Annotated in this window: 16 protein-coding genes; all 16 read left to right on the forward strand. The window is 32.7% G+C overall.

From position 1 onward, the window contains the following. Positions 1-117 precede the first annotated feature (117 nt). A complete protein-coding gene (locus tag EDC18_RS12985) occupies positions 118-1,188 on the forward strand; it encodes a 2-oxoacid:acceptor oxidoreductase family protein (RefSeq protein WP_132253823.1) in 1,071 nt (356 codons plus the stop codon). A 33-nt stretch (positions 1,189-1,221) separates the two neighbouring features. Further along, positions 1,222-3,471, forward strand: a complete 2,250-nt coding sequence (locus EDC18_RS12990; protein ID WP_132253825.1) for a thiamine pyrophosphate-dependent enzyme — start codon at positions 1,222-1,224, stop codon at positions 3,469-3,471. Between the two features lie 202 nt (positions 3,472-3,673). Continuing rightward, complete coding sequence (locus tag EDC18_RS12995) at positions 3,674-4,009, forward strand: cupin domain-containing protein (protein ID WP_207669217.1); 336 nt, start codon at positions 3,674-3,676, stop codon at positions 4,007-4,009. Between the two features lie 116 nt (positions 4,010-4,125). Beyond that, positions 4,126-5,319, forward strand: a complete 1,194-nt coding sequence (locus EDC18_RS13000) for a sensor histidine kinase (RefSeq protein WP_132253827.1) — start codon at positions 4,126-4,128, stop codon at positions 5,317-5,319. Further along, entirely contained in the window at positions 5,288-5,929 is a 642-nt protein-coding gene (locus EDC18_RS13005) for a response regulator transcription factor (RefSeq protein ID WP_132253828.1), read from the forward strand. Before EDC18_RS13000 ends, EDC18_RS13005 begins: the two co-directional genes overlap by 32 nt. Positions 5,930-6,244: 315 nt before the next feature. Continuing rightward, the gene (locus tag EDC18_RS13010; protein ID WP_132253830.1) at positions 6,245-7,183 is read left to right on the forward strand and encodes an ABC transporter ATP-binding protein; all 939 of its coding nucleotides are present in this window, start codon (positions 6,245-6,247) and stop codon (positions 7,181-7,183) included. A gap of 8 nt (positions 7,184-7,191) precedes the next feature. Beyond that, positions 7,192-8,349: an ABC transporter permease gene (locus tag EDC18_RS13015; protein ID WP_132253832.1), complete on the forward strand. Its 1,158-nt coding sequence runs from the start codon at positions 7,192-7,194 to the stop codon at positions 8,347-8,349. Further along, positions 8,349-9,449, forward strand: coding sequence for an ABC transporter permease (locus EDC18_RS13020; protein ID WP_132253834.1), 1,101 nt, complete (start codon positions 8,349-8,351; stop codon positions 9,447-9,449). Before EDC18_RS13015 ends, EDC18_RS13020 begins: the two co-directional genes overlap by 1 nt. A 354-nt stretch (positions 9,450-9,803) precedes the next feature. Beyond that, positions 9,804-10,772, forward strand: a complete 969-nt coding sequence (locus tag EDC18_RS13025) for a beta-ketoacyl-ACP synthase III (protein ID WP_132253836.1) — start codon at positions 9,804-9,806, stop codon at positions 10,770-10,772. A 28-nt stretch (positions 10,773-10,800) separates the two neighbouring features. Beyond that, positions 10,801-11,025, forward strand: coding sequence for an acyl carrier protein (locus EDC18_RS13030; protein WP_442929369.1), 225 nt, complete (start codon positions 10,801-10,803; stop codon positions 11,023-11,025). Positions 11,026-11,065: 40 nt separating this feature from the next. Continuing rightward, complete coding sequence (fabK, locus tag EDC18_RS13035) at positions 11,066-11,998, forward strand: enoyl-[acyl-carrier-protein] reductase FabK (RefSeq protein WP_132253840.1); 933 nt, start codon at positions 11,066-11,068, stop codon at positions 11,996-11,998. Between the two features lie 47 nt (positions 11,999-12,045). Then, complete coding sequence (gene fabD, locus EDC18_RS13040) at positions 12,046-12,981, forward strand: ACP S-malonyltransferase (RefSeq protein WP_132253842.1); 936 nt, start codon at positions 12,046-12,048, stop codon at positions 12,979-12,981. Further along, the gene (gene fabG / locus EDC18_RS13045) at positions 12,975-13,712 is read left to right on the forward strand and encodes a 3-oxoacyl-[acyl-carrier-protein] reductase (RefSeq protein ID WP_132253844.1); all 738 of its coding nucleotides are present in this window, start codon (positions 12,975-12,977) and stop codon (positions 13,710-13,712) included. Before fabD ends, fabG begins: the two co-directional genes overlap by 7 nt. 213 nt (positions 13,713-13,925) lie before the next feature. Further along, the gene (gene fabF / locus EDC18_RS13050; RefSeq protein WP_132253846.1) at positions 13,926-15,164 is read left to right on the forward strand and encodes a beta-ketoacyl-ACP synthase II; all 1,239 of its coding nucleotides are present in this window, start codon (positions 13,926-13,928) and stop codon (positions 15,162-15,164) included. Positions 15,165-15,198: 34 nt separating this feature from the next. Further along, positions 15,199-15,672: an acetyl-CoA carboxylase biotin carboxyl carrier protein gene (accB, locus tag EDC18_RS13055; protein WP_132253848.1), complete on the forward strand. Its 474-nt coding sequence runs from the start codon at positions 15,199-15,201 to the stop codon at positions 15,670-15,672. Between the two features lie 14 nt (positions 15,673-15,686). Continuing rightward, positions 15,687-16,109 (forward strand): 3-hydroxyacyl-ACP dehydratase FabZ, encoded by a 423-nt coding sequence (fabZ, locus tag EDC18_RS13060; RefSeq protein ID WP_132253850.1) that lies wholly within the window; start codon positions 15,687-15,689, stop codon positions 16,107-16,109. Positions 16,110-16,116: the final 7 nt, after the last annotated feature.

The following is a 16,116-nucleotide window of genomic DNA, read 5'->3' on the forward strand; positions in this document are numbered from 1 at the left end:
AATAGTTATTAGGAAGAATTTGTCATGACATAAATAATTTTAGCTAATAAAGAAGTACAAGATTCCATGGGACTTACTTACCCATTAAATAAAGGAAATAAAAAGGAGGATGACTTGATGAGCGTTAAATTACCAATTACTAACAAATATGGATTTTATGAAATTCGCTTAGAGAGTATTGGAGGTCTTGGAGCTAATATAAGTGGTAAGATTTTAGGTGAATTAGGTGTCTTAAAACTTGGATTAAATGCTTCAAACTTTGCTAGTTATGGTTCTGAAAAAAGAGGAACACCAGTAAAATCTTTTGTTAGATACTGTGCGGCAGATCAAGAAATCAAAATTAGTAGTCCAGTAGAGCAACCTCATATTCTTGGGCTTTTTCATAATCGTTTAGCAGGTAAAATACCTGTTATGGCAGGGATTAATGAAAACAGTATTGTTATAGTGAATACATCAGAGGATCCTGATACAGTGAGAGATCAACTTAAAATGCATGCAGGAAGATTAGTATGTGTTGATGCTTTACAAATTTCTATTGAAGAAAAAACAAGAATTAATATGGTTATGTTAGGTGCTATTGCAAAAGTATCCGGCTTTATCTCCTTAGAAGCAATGGAAGAAGTCGTTAAAGATACTATTGGTAAAAAATATCCTGCAGCATTACCAGGGAATTTAGCTGGTGTTAGAAGAGGATATGAAGAAATAAATGAAAAATTCTATGAGGCAGATGGCAAATATGACTATCAAGAGTATGCTGAAGTAAAACGTGACTGGGGATGGGACAATATGCCTATTGGTGGCCTTAACTATCTTCATGGAAGTACAGTAGATAATGATTTAACAGCTAGTAGGGAAGGTTTTGTACCTATTTTCCATAAAGATAAATGTATTAACTGTGGGTTATGCGATTCAACGTGCCCAGATATGGTTTACCAATTTGCTGAAGGGGAATTTAGAGGAAAACCAGCAATGGTTAATCTAGGACCAGATTATCATCACTGTAAAGGTTGTTTACGCTGTGTAGAAGTCTGTCCAACAGCAGCATTAACTGAAGGAAGAGAAAGAGAAGTGGATATATGGAAAGACCATATAAGAAACCAAGACTTAATTGTAGATAAAATGGAATTTGAGGATTCAGGTGCATATTCTATGCAAACAACAGAAAGCGAAGAAAGTTTAGATATATAATTAAACAAAAAAAACGTAAGGAGGCTATTGTTTATGGTAAAGAAACAAACAGTCGTTTTTGATAGTGGGAATGAGTTAGCAGCATATGCAGCAAAACAAATAAATTATCACGTAATGGGCTACTTTCCAATAACACCATCTACCCAAGTAGCAGAGCATTTAGATGCACTAAAGGCAGATGGAGAACATAATGTGGCATTAGTTCCAGCAGATGGAGAACATGGTGCAGCTGGGATTTGTTATGGTGCATCAGTTGGTGGAGGTCGTGTATTTAATGCAACATCAGCCAATGGTTTGCTGTATGCCTTAGAGCAATTACCTGTTCAATCAGGAACGCGTATGCCTATGGTAATGAATGTAGCATGTAGAACAGTATCAGGTCCTCTTTCTATAAAGGGAGATCACAGTGATATTATGTATACATTAAACACAGGATGGGTTATTTTATTTGCATATACCCCTCAAGGTGTTTATGATATGAACATATGTGCACTTAAAATAGCTGAAAAATTAAGTTTACCAGTTATTGTTGCTTATGATGGTTTCTTTACAAGTCATCAAAAAAGAAGAGCGGAAGTATTTGCAGAAGATAAAGATGTGTTAGATTTCTTAGGAGAATACAAGCCAGAGCACCATGCACTAGATCCTAATAAACCATTAACATTTGGTTCTTATATGAATGAGCCAGACCTTATCAATAATAAATTCCAATTGCATTTAGCAATGGAAGAAGCTAGAACAGTTGTGCCTGAAGTATTAAATGAATATGCCGCATTATCAGGTAGAAGTTACAATGTGGTTGAAGGATATAATATGGAAGATGCAGAAGCTGCTATATTTGTACTTGGGTCAAGTTATGATACAGCAAAACAAGCAGTTGATGAGTTAAGAAAAGATGGTAAAAAGGTAGGGGTATTTACAAGCAATGTATTAAGACCTTGGCCAAAAGAAGATTTATACAATATGTGTAAAAATGTAAAAGCGATTCTAGTTGCAGACCGTCAAGATAGTTATGGTGCTGAAGGCGGTAATATGACATTAGAATTGAAAGCAACTTTACAAGATTATAAAGCAAATATAGATGTTGTTTCACGAGTATATGGATTAAGTGGGAAAGACTTCTATGTAGAAGATGCAATAGCTATGTTTGAACAAGTATTAGAAATAGCAAATAGTCAAAAAGTAGAAAGTCGTTTTGATTATTATGGACACTACAAAGGAACTGAAGGCTATAATCCTGAGCAATTCTTTAATCCAATAACGAAAGAAGAATCATCACCAGGTCTTACTTCAGTTGAATTAGATCCAGAAACTGGACGCTATAAAGTAAAAGGTGGATTACCAAAAGATGCAACAAAAATGCCAAAAAGATGGGCACCTGGTCATGGAGCTTGTCCTGGTTGTGGTATTCCAGTTAATATCAATCACTTATTAAAAGGAATAGAAGGCAATGTGGTTCTATTATTCCATACAGGTTGTGGAATGGTTGTAACAACAGCTTATCCAAAATCATCATTTAGAGTAACTTATATTCATAACTTATTCCAAAATGGTGCAGCTACTTTATCAGGAGTAGTAGAAGTATTTGAAGAAAAACAACGTCGTGGTGAAATTCCATCAGGAGATGACTTTACATTTGTAATGGTTAGTGGTGATGGTGGACTTGATATAGGTATGGGACCAGCCATTGGTGCAGCCCTTAGAAATCATAAAATGATTATTATGGAATACGATAATGGTGGTTATATGAACACAGGATACCAATTATCCTATACAACACCAAGGGGTGCAAAAACATCAACATCTCATGTTGGTCCAGCACAACAAGGTAAATTAAATTTCCATAAAGATACACCAATGATTATGGCAGCTACCCATATTCCATATGTAGCAACAGTGTCTGAAAGCCAACCAGCTGACTTTATTAAAAAAGCAGCTAAAGCACAAAAATATGCTAAAGAACATGGTTTAGCATTTATTAAAGCATTATCTGCATGCCCACTTAACTGGGGAGATAATCCAAGATATGAACGTAATGTTATAGATGCAGGTGTTAACTCTTGTTATCATCCATTGTTTGAAATAGAGCAAGGTGTAACAACATTAACTTATAATCCTGAAGATCGTAATAAAAAAATATCAGTAGAAGAATTCTTTAAAATGATGGGAAGAACAAAACATCTTCTAAAACCAGAGAACAAAGAAGTATTAGACGCAATTCAAGTAGAAGTAGATAGAAGATGGGAAAGACTAAAAGCAATGAGTGAGAATCCAGTATTATAATATAATAAAAAAACTGTCTTAGAAGTCTGAGACAGTTTTTTTAACAAACAATAAAAACCTTAAAATAAGTCCCATTCATTTAAAGAGTACTGTATATAAGGTACATAGGTATAAATAAATTCTAGAAAAATCAAAATTATTCACAGGTAGATCAAAAAATATAATATTAAAAATTCTAAAGTGAAGATAGGAGCATTTTAATATGGAAATAAAACATTTTTTTATGAGCGATGAAACAGAATGGGAAGATTTAGGAAGCGGTATAAAAAGAAGAATTGCTGCATATCACGAGAATCTTATGGCAGTAGAGATGACCTTTGAAGAGAATTCTGTAGGCCCAATCCACTCTCATCCACATGAACAAATCTCCTATATATTAGAAGGTGAATTTGAATTTACAGTTGGAGATGAAAAAAAAGTAGTAAAAGCAGGAGATTGTACTTTTAAAGAGCCAAATATTCCTCATGGAGCAGTTTGTCTTAAAAAGGGGCGATTAATAGATGTTTTCACGCCACACCGCCAAGACTTCTTAAAATAATAAGAAATAAAATTAATTAATAAGAGGGCTATTTTCGGAGATTAAACGGAAATAGCTCTCTTGACATTGTTATAAAGGTTATGTACCCTAAAAGAAATAAAAAGGGAGGGGATGTATTGGATCATAGAAAATTGTTTCTTATAATAAGATATATTGCTATATTCTTTATGATTTTAAGTATAACGCTGAATGAACAGAATACTATAGGTTACGGCGCTGTTATATTTATTTTAGTTTTTATAATAAATGGACAAGTAAGATTTAATTACTTATCAAAAAGGGTATTCATATTAGGCTCTTTTTTTATTGAGTTACTTATATTGTATTATTGCTATAAAGAGTATGGTGGTATCATAATATATTATTATTTACCTACAGTTATAGATACAGCGTATTTGCTTTGTAAACCCTTAAATTATAGTGTGTACTTCTTAGGAAGTGTAAGCATTGTTTTACAGGGACTCAGATCTTCTAGGCCCTTAAATCACGAAACTTTTCTTATAGGTGGTGTTTTAGTACTTATTCTTTTATTAAGTGAATTTATAAAGGGAGAGTATCAAGAAAAAGTAAAAGCTCAAACGGTTTATGATCAATTGCGAATTTCCGAAGATAAGCTTAAAAAAGCTTATTTGGATTTAGAAGAGTACGCCAGTTCAATAGAAGAATTAACACTTCTAAAAGAGCGAAATAGAATTTCAAGAGATATTCACGATAGTGTAGGTCATAGCTTATCAACTATTATTATTCAATTAGGTGCCATTGAAAAACTGGCCAACGAAAGCCAAACAAGTATTAAAAATATGTCGGAGAATTTAAGGGAGTTTGCTAAGAAGAGTTTAGAAGAAGTTAGGGTAGCTGTAAGAGAACTTAAACCTAAGGATTATGATCAATACGAAGGCATATTAGGTGTGGAAGAATTAATAAAGAATTTTAAAAAACTTTCAGGTGTAGATGTTAGACTAAAGGTATCCAAAAATACTTGGAAGCTTTCTTCTGATCAGTTTGGTGTAGTGTATAGAATCGTTCAAGAGTTCCTATCTAATTCTATTAGACATGGCAAGGCAAAGGTTATTGATGTATTTATGAACTTTAGAGAAGATAAGTTGATTATGGTATTAAAAGATAATGGTATAGGAACGGATACAGTAAAGGCTGGAATGGGGTTAAAGGGCATTCAAGAAAGACTTATGGAGATTGGGGGGGATGTGGAATACAGTTCCCAGACAGGTAAGGGCTTTTATATGAAAATTGATATTGATAGGGCTGGGGGTAATACATATGAACAAAATAAAGGTATTGCTAGTAGATGATGAAAAATTGATAAGAGATGGACTAAAAATTATATTAGATACCTATGAACAGATTAATATAGTTGGTTTATGTGAAAATGGAGAAGATGCCTATAGTTTTTGTGTTGAGACAGAAGTAGATGTGGTATTAATGGATATTAGAATGCCCATATTAAATGGTGTAGATGCAACAAAAAAAATAAAGGAAACAATGCCGCAAATTAAGGTATTAATTCTTACAACATTTAATGATACAGAGTATATTTATGAAGGCTTAAAATATGGTGCATCTGGCTATATGCTAAAAGATAGTGCCTATGATCTTATTGTGGATAGTATCGTTGCCGCGCATAAAGGAAATGTGGTTGTTCATCCTGATGTAGCAAGTAAAATAATTGAAAACAATGGCTTTGTAAAGCAAGAAGCAGTTGACTTGGAATGTAATTTAACAGAAAAAGAAGTATTAATCATTAAAGCAATTGCAGAAGGGCTTACAAATAAAGAAATTGGTGAAAAGTTATTTTTATCGGAAGGTACCATTAAAAATAATGTTAGTACCATATTAGAAAAGTTAGAGTTAAGAGATAGGACACAAATTGCTATTTTTGCTTTTAAAAGTCATATGGTTTAATGAGGGAAAACAAGGCTATATTTAAGGTCTTGTTTTTTTACTTTATAGGAAATTTCTATTTCCTATAAAGTAAAAAAATTGATTAAATGCGCTGCATTTTTCTAACACAGTTAGAAAAAGCTTGATGCGCAGGAACAATATGACTTCGAATAAGCGATTAATAAATGTTTTTGAGAGTGACGAAGTCACTTTGTTCTACAAAAAATTGGATAAAAAAGTGACTTAAGTCATGGTGTATCATTACTTCTAGCAATGGGAATTTGGAATTATTTAGTAGTATAATAATAAAAACAACTTAAAAAAGGGGCGGTTGGCATGGCAATAATAGAGGTTAAAAATATTACAAAAAGATTTGGAAATAAAATTGTTTTAGACAATGTTTCATTCAATATTCATAAAGGAGATATTTATGGTTTGATTGGACCTAATGGAGCAGGCAAATCTACATTAATTAATATTATGACAGGGGTTTTAGAAAGCCAAGGTGGAGATATCATCATTGATGGTTTTTCTATAAAAGAAAACCCATTAGAAGCTAAAAGAAGAATTGGCTTGGTACCACAAGAAATTGCCTTAATGGAAACAGTATCCGCATATGAAAATTTAGAGTTCTTTGGTGCTTTATATCATTTAAAAGGACCATTACTAAAAAAAAGAATTACAGAGGTATTAGAACTTACTGGATTAGAGGAAAAAAGAAAAGAAAAAGTTAAAAAGTTTTCAGGAGGTATGAAAAGACGACTCAATCTTGCAGTTGCCTTATTACATTACCCAGAGATTCTTATTATGGATGAGCCTACAGTAGGGATTGATCCACAATCTCGAAATCATATATTTGAATTTGTTAAAAATATCAACAAAGAAAAAGGAACAACTATTTTATACACATCTCATTATATGGAAGAAGTAGAGCTATTGTGTAATGAATTGTTTATAATGGACTTAGGAAAAGAAGTTGCTAGTGGAGAAAAGCAAATGGTGAAATCTTTAGCTGGAGGCAATAGTAGGATTCAACTAAAAACCTTTGGTGCTACAAGGGAAACAGAAAAATCACTAAGAGAGTTAAAAGGTGTTAAAGCTTGTCAAATAGAAGAAGACAGTATTGTTCTAATGATAGAGGATAAAGAGTTTCAATTAGAAGTTCTTTTAAAGATTTTAGAGCAAAAGCAGATTAAAATAAAGGGGATTAATTTTCAAGAACCTTCATTAGAAGAAGTATTTTTATCATTAACAGGAAAAAGTCTTAGAGAGTAGGTGGGGGAATGAGAGCATTAGCATATATAAAATTAACTTTGCGAGACATATTTAAAAATTTTCCATTGCTGTTTTTAAGTTTAAGTGTTTTACCTCTTGGATTAGCAATTGCACTAGGGTTTTTCATGGACAGTACATCAACAATGCCTGAAATACCTAATATAAAAGTTGTTTTTATCGATGAAGATGAATCTATATTATCTAACGAACTAATTGAAATATTAACAAATGGAGAGAGTGACACTTTTATTCATATAGATGAAGATAGGTATAATTATGAAATCATTATACCAAGTGGGTATGAAGTTGCTATGGTAAACCACAAACCATTAAATATAGAAGTAAAGCTAGGGGAGAACGCTTCTAGTAATAATGCGGATATATTAATGAATGTAATTGATATATACAATGGAGAAATTCATAAGGGAATTATTATAAATAAGAGGCTGGAAGAACAGAATATTTCTGTAGAAACTAAGAATGATAAATTAATGGAGATCCAATTACAATTACAACAAATAAATGAACAAGAACTATTTACAACTAATTTGGTAGAAAGCAAAAAAATTTTTACAAGTTTTGAAAACTATTCTATTGCTAGTTATAGCTTTTCTTTTATGTTTTTGGTAATAATTTTCCTTGCAAGTAATTTTATGGAGAAGGACCTTGGCTTGTATAAAAGAATTAATGCAACGCCAATGACAAGAACCCAGTACTATAATTATTCTTTAATTAGTGGTGCTATTGGTATATTTATATTTAATATGGTATATGTATTGATTTTAAGAGTGTTAGGACTTTCTTTTCAAGGTAGATTTTTAGATTTGCTTATTATTCAAGTGGTAATGACTTTAGTAGCATCTGGACTAGTTGGGTTGTTATGGGCTTTTATGAACAAAAACAGTTCACTCATATTATTAAATACCATTATATTGGTACAAATGCTTTTTGGATATTTTCCTAAAGATTTACTAGGAGAGGGCTCCGTATTTTCTAGACTTTCATCATTCACTCCGGATATTCTAATTACAAGAACCATTAGTGGGTATATATTGCATGGGACTATTGAAAGGGTTATGCATTATCTAGTTATTTTATTAGGGATAGCCTTAATCTGTTATCTTATTGGACTAGTAAAAGCAAATATAAGATGGAGGAATGAATAATGAGCATAATAAGATTAGCATGGATTAATTATAAAAGAATGATAAAATCATCAGAAAATTGGTTAATGATGTTTTTATTACCAGTAGGTATTATTTTAATAACACTATTTACACAAACAAATGAAAAAGCAATAGATGCTACAGAAGCGGCTTTTAATATTGAAGATAATGGGTATTACGGGGAAGTATTGATTAATGAAATTGGCGTTTCCAGAAACATTTTTATTAATGATTATGAAGGAGCTATTTCATTACTGGAGAATAAAGATGTTAGTACTGTTTATATTATTCCAGAAAATTTTACACAAAGCTTGCAAAATGGGATCCTACCTACAATAGAACAGGTGAAAGATCAAGAGGGAAGGGGACCAATTGTTACAGAAGCTCTTATACAAGAATGGATTCATACAAAACTATACGAAGAAATATTAATTAATGAAGGGTTGATAACTAGTGCTAATGATATATCAGGCCTCGAGGTAACAGCTGTACCAATAGTGGAGAATAATTATGTTAATCCCAAATTAAGGGTAACAATGATTTTGATAATCTTTTATATTATATATGCATCTGCAGAAGTTTGTGGCCAGATGGGTAAATTAAAAAGTGATAATATACTATTAAGAGCAGCAACTACTTCTAACCCGTGGAAAAAAATTACAGGAAGCATATATATTGCACTATTTTTTATTGAAGTAAGTATATTTTTCTTAGTATTTATGGCAGCTAAGACATTTGGAAAGTTTCAAGTTGAAGCACCTTTTTATATGATATTAAGCATTATTTTAGCTGTATGTATTTCAATAAGTTTAGGATTTTTGTTATTAAGATTCGTAAAAAAAGCAGAAATAATAACCATGATATCTATTATTATAAGTATTGGAATGTTTTTTATAAGCTTAATGGGAAGTGGAAACGACACAAGTCAAGCATCTTGGATTATTAATAATTTGGCCAAATTTATGCCAATCTACTGGCTTATGGATATTGTAAACCATCTAAGACTATTTCCGGCGGTACCTATATTAATATTAATGGCTGTGGCAATGTTTACAGCAGGGAATATAAAAGGATCTAAAAAAGAATTAATAGAGAGATAAACGGGTAAGGAGATGCAAGTGACAAGGCATCTCTTTACCCGTACTTAATGTTGAATTGTATTTATTAGGACCAGTAGTTCTTTAAATTTATTAAATTAAATATAAAGTAATTAGGCAAATAATCGACACTTGTACTTATTAAAAGGCTAGATTATACGATAGAATATGTTAGAGATAGATGAATTAGAATAAGACGATATATGAATAAAAATTATATATAAGTGAATGATATAATAGGATAAATAAATGAAAAACATGGCAAATAACATGCATAATATTTCTTGACAAAAATATAATTACACTATATACTTTGATTATCAAACTATTTGGCAAACAAATAATAAAGGTGATGTAATGAATCATGTAAAAATAGTAGGCACAGGCAGTTGTGTGCCTGATAATATTGTAACGAATCACCAGTTATCACAATGGGTAGAAACAAGTGACGAATGGATTCAGTCAAGAACAGGCATACAAGAAAGAAGAATATCTAATGGCATTACTGCAACGGAGATGGGGGCACAAGCAAGTTTAAAGGCTATTGAAATGGCAGGGATTACCCCATCAGAGATCGAGCTTATTATTGTAGCAACCATGACACCAGATAATTACCTTCCTAATGCTGCTTGTGATATACAAAAATTATTAAAAGCAGAGAAAGCAGTATGTTTTGATTTAAATGCAGCTTGTTCCGGCTTTGTTTATGCTTATAATGTTGCAACACAATTTATAAAAACAGGAACCTATAAAACTGCCTTAATAGTTGGTACAGAAATCATGTCCAAATTGGTTGATTGGCAAGACAGAGGTACTTGCGTTTTATTTGGAGATGGTGCTGGAGCAGCAGTGCTTCAAAAATCAGATACAGAAGGGTTTGTAAAAATGGAAATGGGATCAGACGGTACTATGTCTGATGCATTAAAGTGTAAAACAAAATCACTAAATAATCCTTTTGTAAATAAAAACAACGAATCAGAGTATATTAGTATGGATGGGCAAGATGTATTTAAATTTGTATGTTCTACAATACCAAATAATATACTAAGTTTATTCGAAAATACCAATTACTCAATAAATGATGTATCCCACTTTGTTTTGCATCAAGCCAATAAAAGAATTATTCAAGCTGTTGCAAAAAGATTAGATGTGGGTATAGAAAAATTCTTTATGAACTTAGAGTATTATGGGAATACCTCAGCAGCTAGCGTACCAATAGCATTAGATGAGATCAACAGACAAAAGAAGCTTAAAGAGGGTGACTTAATTGTAATCTCAGGCTTTGGTGGCGGTTTAACTTGGGGTTCAGCCCTTATCAAAATATAAAACTAAAATTTAGGAGGAAATAAAAATGATATTTGAAAAAGTAAAAGAAATTATTGTAAAAGAATTAGGTGTAGATGAGAGCGAAGTAACATTAGAGGCTTCTTTTCAAGAAGATTTAGGTGCAGATTCATTAGATTTATTTGAATTAGTAATGTCTTTTGAAGAAGAATTTGGTGTAGAAATTCCAAATGAAGATTTAGAAGGTATTAAAACAGTTAATAACTGTGTAGAGTATATCAAAGCAAAACAATAATACAATTCAAGATAGAACTTTAAGAAAGGGGCTTAACGACATGCTTAGGTCTAGAATAAGTGAAATACTTAATATTCAATATCCAATCGTTCAAGGTGGTATGGCTTGGGTTGCTGAGCACAATCTTGCAGCAGGCGTATCTAATGCAGGAGGACTTGGTATAATTGCAGCAGCCAATGCACCAGTTGAAATTGTTCGTAATGAGATTAGAAGAGTTAAAGAATTAACAGATAAGCCATTTGGCGTTAATATCATGTTGATAAGCCCACATTCACCAGAGATTGCACAACTTGTTTGTGAGGAAAAAGTTCCTGTTGTAACAACAGGAGCTGGTAATCCTGGTAAATACATTGAAATGTGGAAAGAACATGGCATAAAGGTAATTCCAGTAGTACCATCCGTTGCATTAGCAAAAAGAATGGAACGTTCAGGAGCAGATGCTTTGGTTGTTGAGGGTTCTGAAGCAGGTGGTCATATTGGAGAACAAACAACTATGGTATTGGTACCACAAGTTGTAGATGCAGTTAGCATTCCTGTTATAGCAGCAGGAGGAATCGCTGATGGAAGAGGAATGGCAGCAGCATTTATGCTTGGCGCTGAAGGTGTTCAAATTGGTACTCGATTTATAGTAGCTAATGAATCAATTGTACATAGCAACTATAAGCAAAAAGTAATTCAAGCAAAAGATATAGATACAGAAGTAACAGGTAGAACCCATGGTCACCCTGTTCGTGCCTTAAGAAATAAAATGACAAGACAGTACAAACAATTAGAAAACGAAGGGCTACCATTTGAAGAGTTAGAAATACTAACATTAGGTGCTCTAAGAAAAGCTGTAATTGAAGGCGATATAGATACAGGGTCAGTTATGGCAGGACAAATTGCAGGTTTAGTAAAAAAAGAACAGTCGTGTAAAGAAATCATTGAAGAAATTGTTTCAGAAAGAGATATGTTATTCAAACAATTTATTTAGTTTTTTTTCGACAAATACTTTGATAATCAAACAAAAAGGTGATAAATATGAGTAAAATTGCTTTTGTTTTTCCAGGTCAAGGGTCTCAATATGTTGGCATGGGAAATTCTTTTTATGAAGAATTTACAGAGTCAAGAGAAATCTTTGATATAGCAAGTGAAGCATTACAATTAGATATGAAAAAACTATGTTTTGAAGAAAATGAGCAGTTAAATATAACAGAGTTTACACAACCTGCCATATTAACTGCTACAATAGCGACTTTAAAAGCATTAGAAACAGTAGGCATAAAGCCAGATGTGGTTGCTGGACTAAGCCTAGGAGAATATAGTGCTTTGGTTGCAAACAAAACCATTGACTTTAGAGACGCCGTTAAAGTAGTAAGAGCAAGAGGGAAATTAATGCAAGAGGCTGTTCCAGTAGGTGTTGGTACAATGGCAGCAATATTAGGATTGCCTAATGAAACAGTTGAAGAAGTGTGTAAAGGCATTAATGGTATTGTAGAACTTGCTAATTATAATTGTCCAGGTCAAATTGTCATTTCAGGTGAAAATGAACCTGTAAATAAGGCAGTGGAATTACTTAAAGAAGCTGGAGCAAAAAGAGCATTATTATTAAATGTCAGTGGCCCATTCCATTCGTCTTTACTACAGCCTGCAGGGGATCAATTAAAAGAAGTATTAGAGAATGTACAATTCAATAATATGGTTGTGCCTTACATAGCCAATACAACTGCAGAGTATGTAAATACCATAGATGATGTGAAGCCTTTATTAATTCAACAAGTATATTCATCTGTAAAATGGGAGCAATCCATTATAAAAATGATTGAAAATGGTGTGGATACCTTCATTGAAATAGGACCAGGAAAAACATTAAGTGGTTTTATTAGAAAAATAGATCGTCATAAAACAGTTATTAATATTGATAAGAGCAGTGACTTAAAAGATTTGCCAGAAAAGTTAGGAGGAGTAATATGTTAACTAATAAAGTGGCAATAGTAACAGGTGGAAGTAGAGGCATTGGAAAAGCCATTTCTTTAGAATTAGGCTCAAAAGGTGCTACAGTTATTGTTAATTATAACGGATCAAAGGATGCAGCGGAAGCTGTTGTGAACACCATTACTGAGAATGGTGGCAAAGCAGTTGCTTATCCTTGTAACGTAAGTGATTTTAATAGCGTAAAAGAATTTATAGAGAATATAGTAAAAGAATATGGCCAAATTGATATTTTAGTAAATAACGCAGGTATTACAAAAGATAATCTTTTGCTTAAAATGTCAGATTCAGATTTTGATGATGTTATAAATGTTAATTTAAAGGGTGCTTTTAACTGTTTAAAACACGCAAGTCGTTATATGTTAAAACAACGTTCAGGTAAAATCATTAATTTAACATCAGTTATTGGTATTGTTGGCAATATGGGTCAGGCAAATTATGCAGCTTCTAAAGCAGGGGTAATTGGCTTAACAAAATCAGCTGCAAAAGAATTGGCATCAAGAGGCATTACAGTAAATGCAGTTGCACCAGGCTTTATAAAAACAGAAATGACAGATGTATTAAATGAAAAAATTAAAGAAGCAACATTAGAAAAAATACCTCTTAATCGTTTTGGAGAAGCAGAAGAAATTGCTAAGTTGGTTTCTTTTTTAGCGTCAGATGATGCCAATTATATTACAGGTCAGGTTATTCAAGTTGATGGTGGAATGGTTTAGAGATGTTAGCTACTGGGGTGTTTACTCAAGGGCTATATAATCTGTTTGGCTGCCTTTCCTTTCAGCCGGTCGACGCCAAACAGATTATATAGCCCTTGAGTAAACGTTGACGTGGTGTCTGCGATAAGTGAATATATAAGTTTAATTGAGACGGTCTATAGATAGATATAATAAAGTAATTCAGAGTTTTTGTGTTCTTAGGAGGACGATAGTATGAAACAAAGAGTTGTTATTACAGGAATGGGTGCAATTACACCAATTGGTAATGATGTGGAAAGCTTTTGGGAAGGCTTAAAAGCAGGAAAAGTTGGTATTGATGCTATTACAAAATTTGATACAACAGAGTTTAAAGCAAAGTTAGCTGCAGAAGTTAAAGATTTTAATGCAGCAGATTATATGGATAGAAAAGAAGCAAGAAGAATGGATTTGTTTTCTCAGTATGCAGTAGCGGCAGCACAAGAAGCTATTAAAAGTGCAAACATCGATTTTGAAAAAATAGATCCTTTTAGATTCGGTGTAATGGTAGGATCTGGTATAGGTGGTTTAGGCACAATTGAAAATGAGGCATATAAGCTTAAGGAAAAAGGTCCTAATAGAGTATCGCCTATGTTAATACCACTTATTATTACAAATATGGCAGCAGGAAATATTGCTATTAATTTTGGATTAAAAGGAAAATGTAGTAATGTTGTAACGGCTTGTGCAACGGCGACACACTCTATTGGAGAAGCGTATAGAGCTATTCAATATGGTGAAGCAGATGCAATGGTTGCAGGTGGCACAGAAGGCAGTATAACACCATTAGGTATTGCAGGTTTTAATGCATTAACAGCATTAAGTACATCAACTGATCCATTAAAAGCTTCAAGACCTTTTGACAAAAACAGAGATGGATTTGTTATGGGTGAAGGTGCTGGTATTCTAGTTCTTGAGTCGTTAGACCACGCTCTAAATAGAGGGGCAAATATATTAGCAGAAATCGTTGGATACGGTGCAACTTGTGATGCATACCACATTACATCACCTTCAGAAACTGGAGAAGGTGCTGCTAGAGCAATGCTAATTGCCATTAATGAAGCGGGTATAAAACCAGAAGAAGTAAGTTATATCAATGCCCATGGCACAAGTACTTATTATAATGATTTGTTTGAAACAAAGTCGATAAAAGAAGTATTTAAAGAGAGCGCATACAATATTCCAATAAGTTCAACGAAATCTATGGTAGGACATTTACTTGGTGCTGCTGGTGGTGTTGAAGGTATTGCCTGTGTTAAAAGTATACTAGAAGATTTTGTTCACCCAACGGCAGGGTATGAAACAAAAGATGAAGATTGCGATCTAGATTATATTCCTAATGAAGGCAGAAAATGTACAGTGAATTATGCCATATCTAATTCATTAGGATTCGGTGGACATAATGGATCATTACTTTTTGCAAAATATAAGGGATAACAAAAAGTATAATAAATATTTGGAGTGATAAATAATGGAATTTAATCAGGTATTAGAGCTAATGAAAGCTTTTTCAGAGTCTGATATTCATACATTAAAATATGAGCATAAAGAGTTTAAATTAAAATTAGATAAAGAGTCAGTAGGTAAAAATATTGTTGTTACACAACAACAGCCTACTATGATGAGTACTGAGCCAATAGCAGCTCAATCAGTAGCTGCACAAGCGCCAGTGGTAACAGAAAACAAACTAGTGGCTCAAGTTGAAGAAAACTATAATATTATTAAATCTCCAATTGTAGGAACGTTCTATAGCTCACCAAGTCCAGAAGCTAAAGATTATGTAGAAGTGGGAAGCAAAGTTAAAAAAGGGCAAGTCCTTTGCATAATAGAAGCCATGAAGCTTATGAATGAAATAGAAAGTGAATTTGATGGAGAAGTTGTTGAAATCCTAGTTAAAAATGAAGGAATGGTAGAATTTGGGCAACCACTATTCAAAATCAAATAGTTAGGAGAACTAAAATGTTAAATATAAAAGAAATTCAAGAGATTATACCACATAGATACCCTTTTTTATTAGTAGATAAGATAGAAGAATTAACACCAGGAGAAAAAGCTGTAGGTATAAAACAAGTGACTTTTAATGAGTACTTTTTTGCAGGACATTTTCCTCAAGAGCCAGTAATGCCTGGGGTGTTAATTATAGAAGCTTTAGCACAAGTAGGTGCTGTAGCATTACTTAGTTTAGATGAATTAAAAGGTAAAATTGCTTATTTTGGTGGTATCCAGAAAGCAAAATTTAGAGATAAAGTTGTACCAGGAGATACATTACGTTTAGAAACAATTATCAGTAAAAGAAAAGGACCTGTGGGTTCAGGTACAGCCATTGCATATGTAAATGATAAGATTGTAACAGAAGCGGAGTTAACTTTCTTTGTAAAATAGATCTATA

It is taken from the genome of Natranaerovirga pectinivora (genome assembly GCF_004342165.1).
Taxonomy (GTDB): domain Bacteria; phylum Bacillota; class Clostridia; order Lachnospirales; family DSM-24629; genus Natranaerovirga; species Natranaerovirga pectinivora.

Excerpts from the sequence above, each read along its gene's own strand:
- EDC18_RS12985 (WP_132253823.1), top strand. The coding sequence starts at position 118 with ATGAGCGTTAAATTACCAATTACTAACAAATATGGATTTTATGAAATT.
- EDC18_RS12990 (WP_132253825.1), top strand. The coding sequence starts at position 1,222 with ATGGTAAAGAAACAAACAGTCGTTTTTGATAGTGGGAATGAGTTAGCA.
- EDC18_RS12995 (WP_207669217.1), top strand. The coding sequence starts at position 3,674 with ATGGAAATAAAACATTTTTTTATGAGCGATGAAACAGAATGGGAAGAT.
- EDC18_RS13005 (WP_132253828.1), top strand. The coding sequence starts at position 5,288 with ATGAACAAAATAAAGGTATTGCTAGTAGATGATGAAAAATTGATAAGA.
- EDC18_RS13010 (WP_132253830.1), top strand. The coding sequence starts at position 6,245 with ATGGCAATAATAGAGGTTAAAAATATTACAAAAAGATTTGGAAATAAA.
- EDC18_RS13015 (WP_132253832.1), top strand. The coding sequence starts at position 7,192 with ATGAGAGCATTAGCATATATAAAATTAACTTTGCGAGACATATTTAAA.
- EDC18_RS13020 (WP_132253834.1), top strand. The coding sequence starts at position 8,349 with ATGAGCATAATAAGATTAGCATGGATTAATTATAAAAGAATGATAAAA.
- EDC18_RS13025 (WP_132253836.1), top strand. The coding sequence starts at position 9,804 with ATGAATCATGTAAAAATAGTAGGCACAGGCAGTTGTGTGCCTGATAAT.
- fabK (WP_132253840.1), top strand. The coding sequence starts at position 11,066 with ATGCTTAGGTCTAGAATAAGTGAAATACTTAATATTCAATATCCAATC.
- fabD (WP_132253842.1), top strand. The coding sequence starts at position 12,046 with ATGAGTAAAATTGCTTTTGTTTTTCCAGGTCAAGGGTCTCAATATGTT.
- fabG (WP_132253844.1), top strand. The coding sequence starts at position 12,975 with ATGTTAACTAATAAAGTGGCAATAGTAACAGGTGGAAGTAGAGGCATT.
- fabF (WP_132253846.1), top strand. The coding sequence starts at position 13,926 with ATGAAACAAAGAGTTGTTATTACAGGAATGGGTGCAATTACACCAATT.
- accB (WP_132253848.1), top strand. The coding sequence starts at position 15,199 with ATGGAATTTAATCAGGTATTAGAGCTAATGAAAGCTTTTTCAGAGTCT.
- fabZ (WP_132253850.1), top strand. The coding sequence starts at position 15,687 with ATGTTAAATATAAAAGAAATTCAAGAGATTATACCACATAGATACCCT.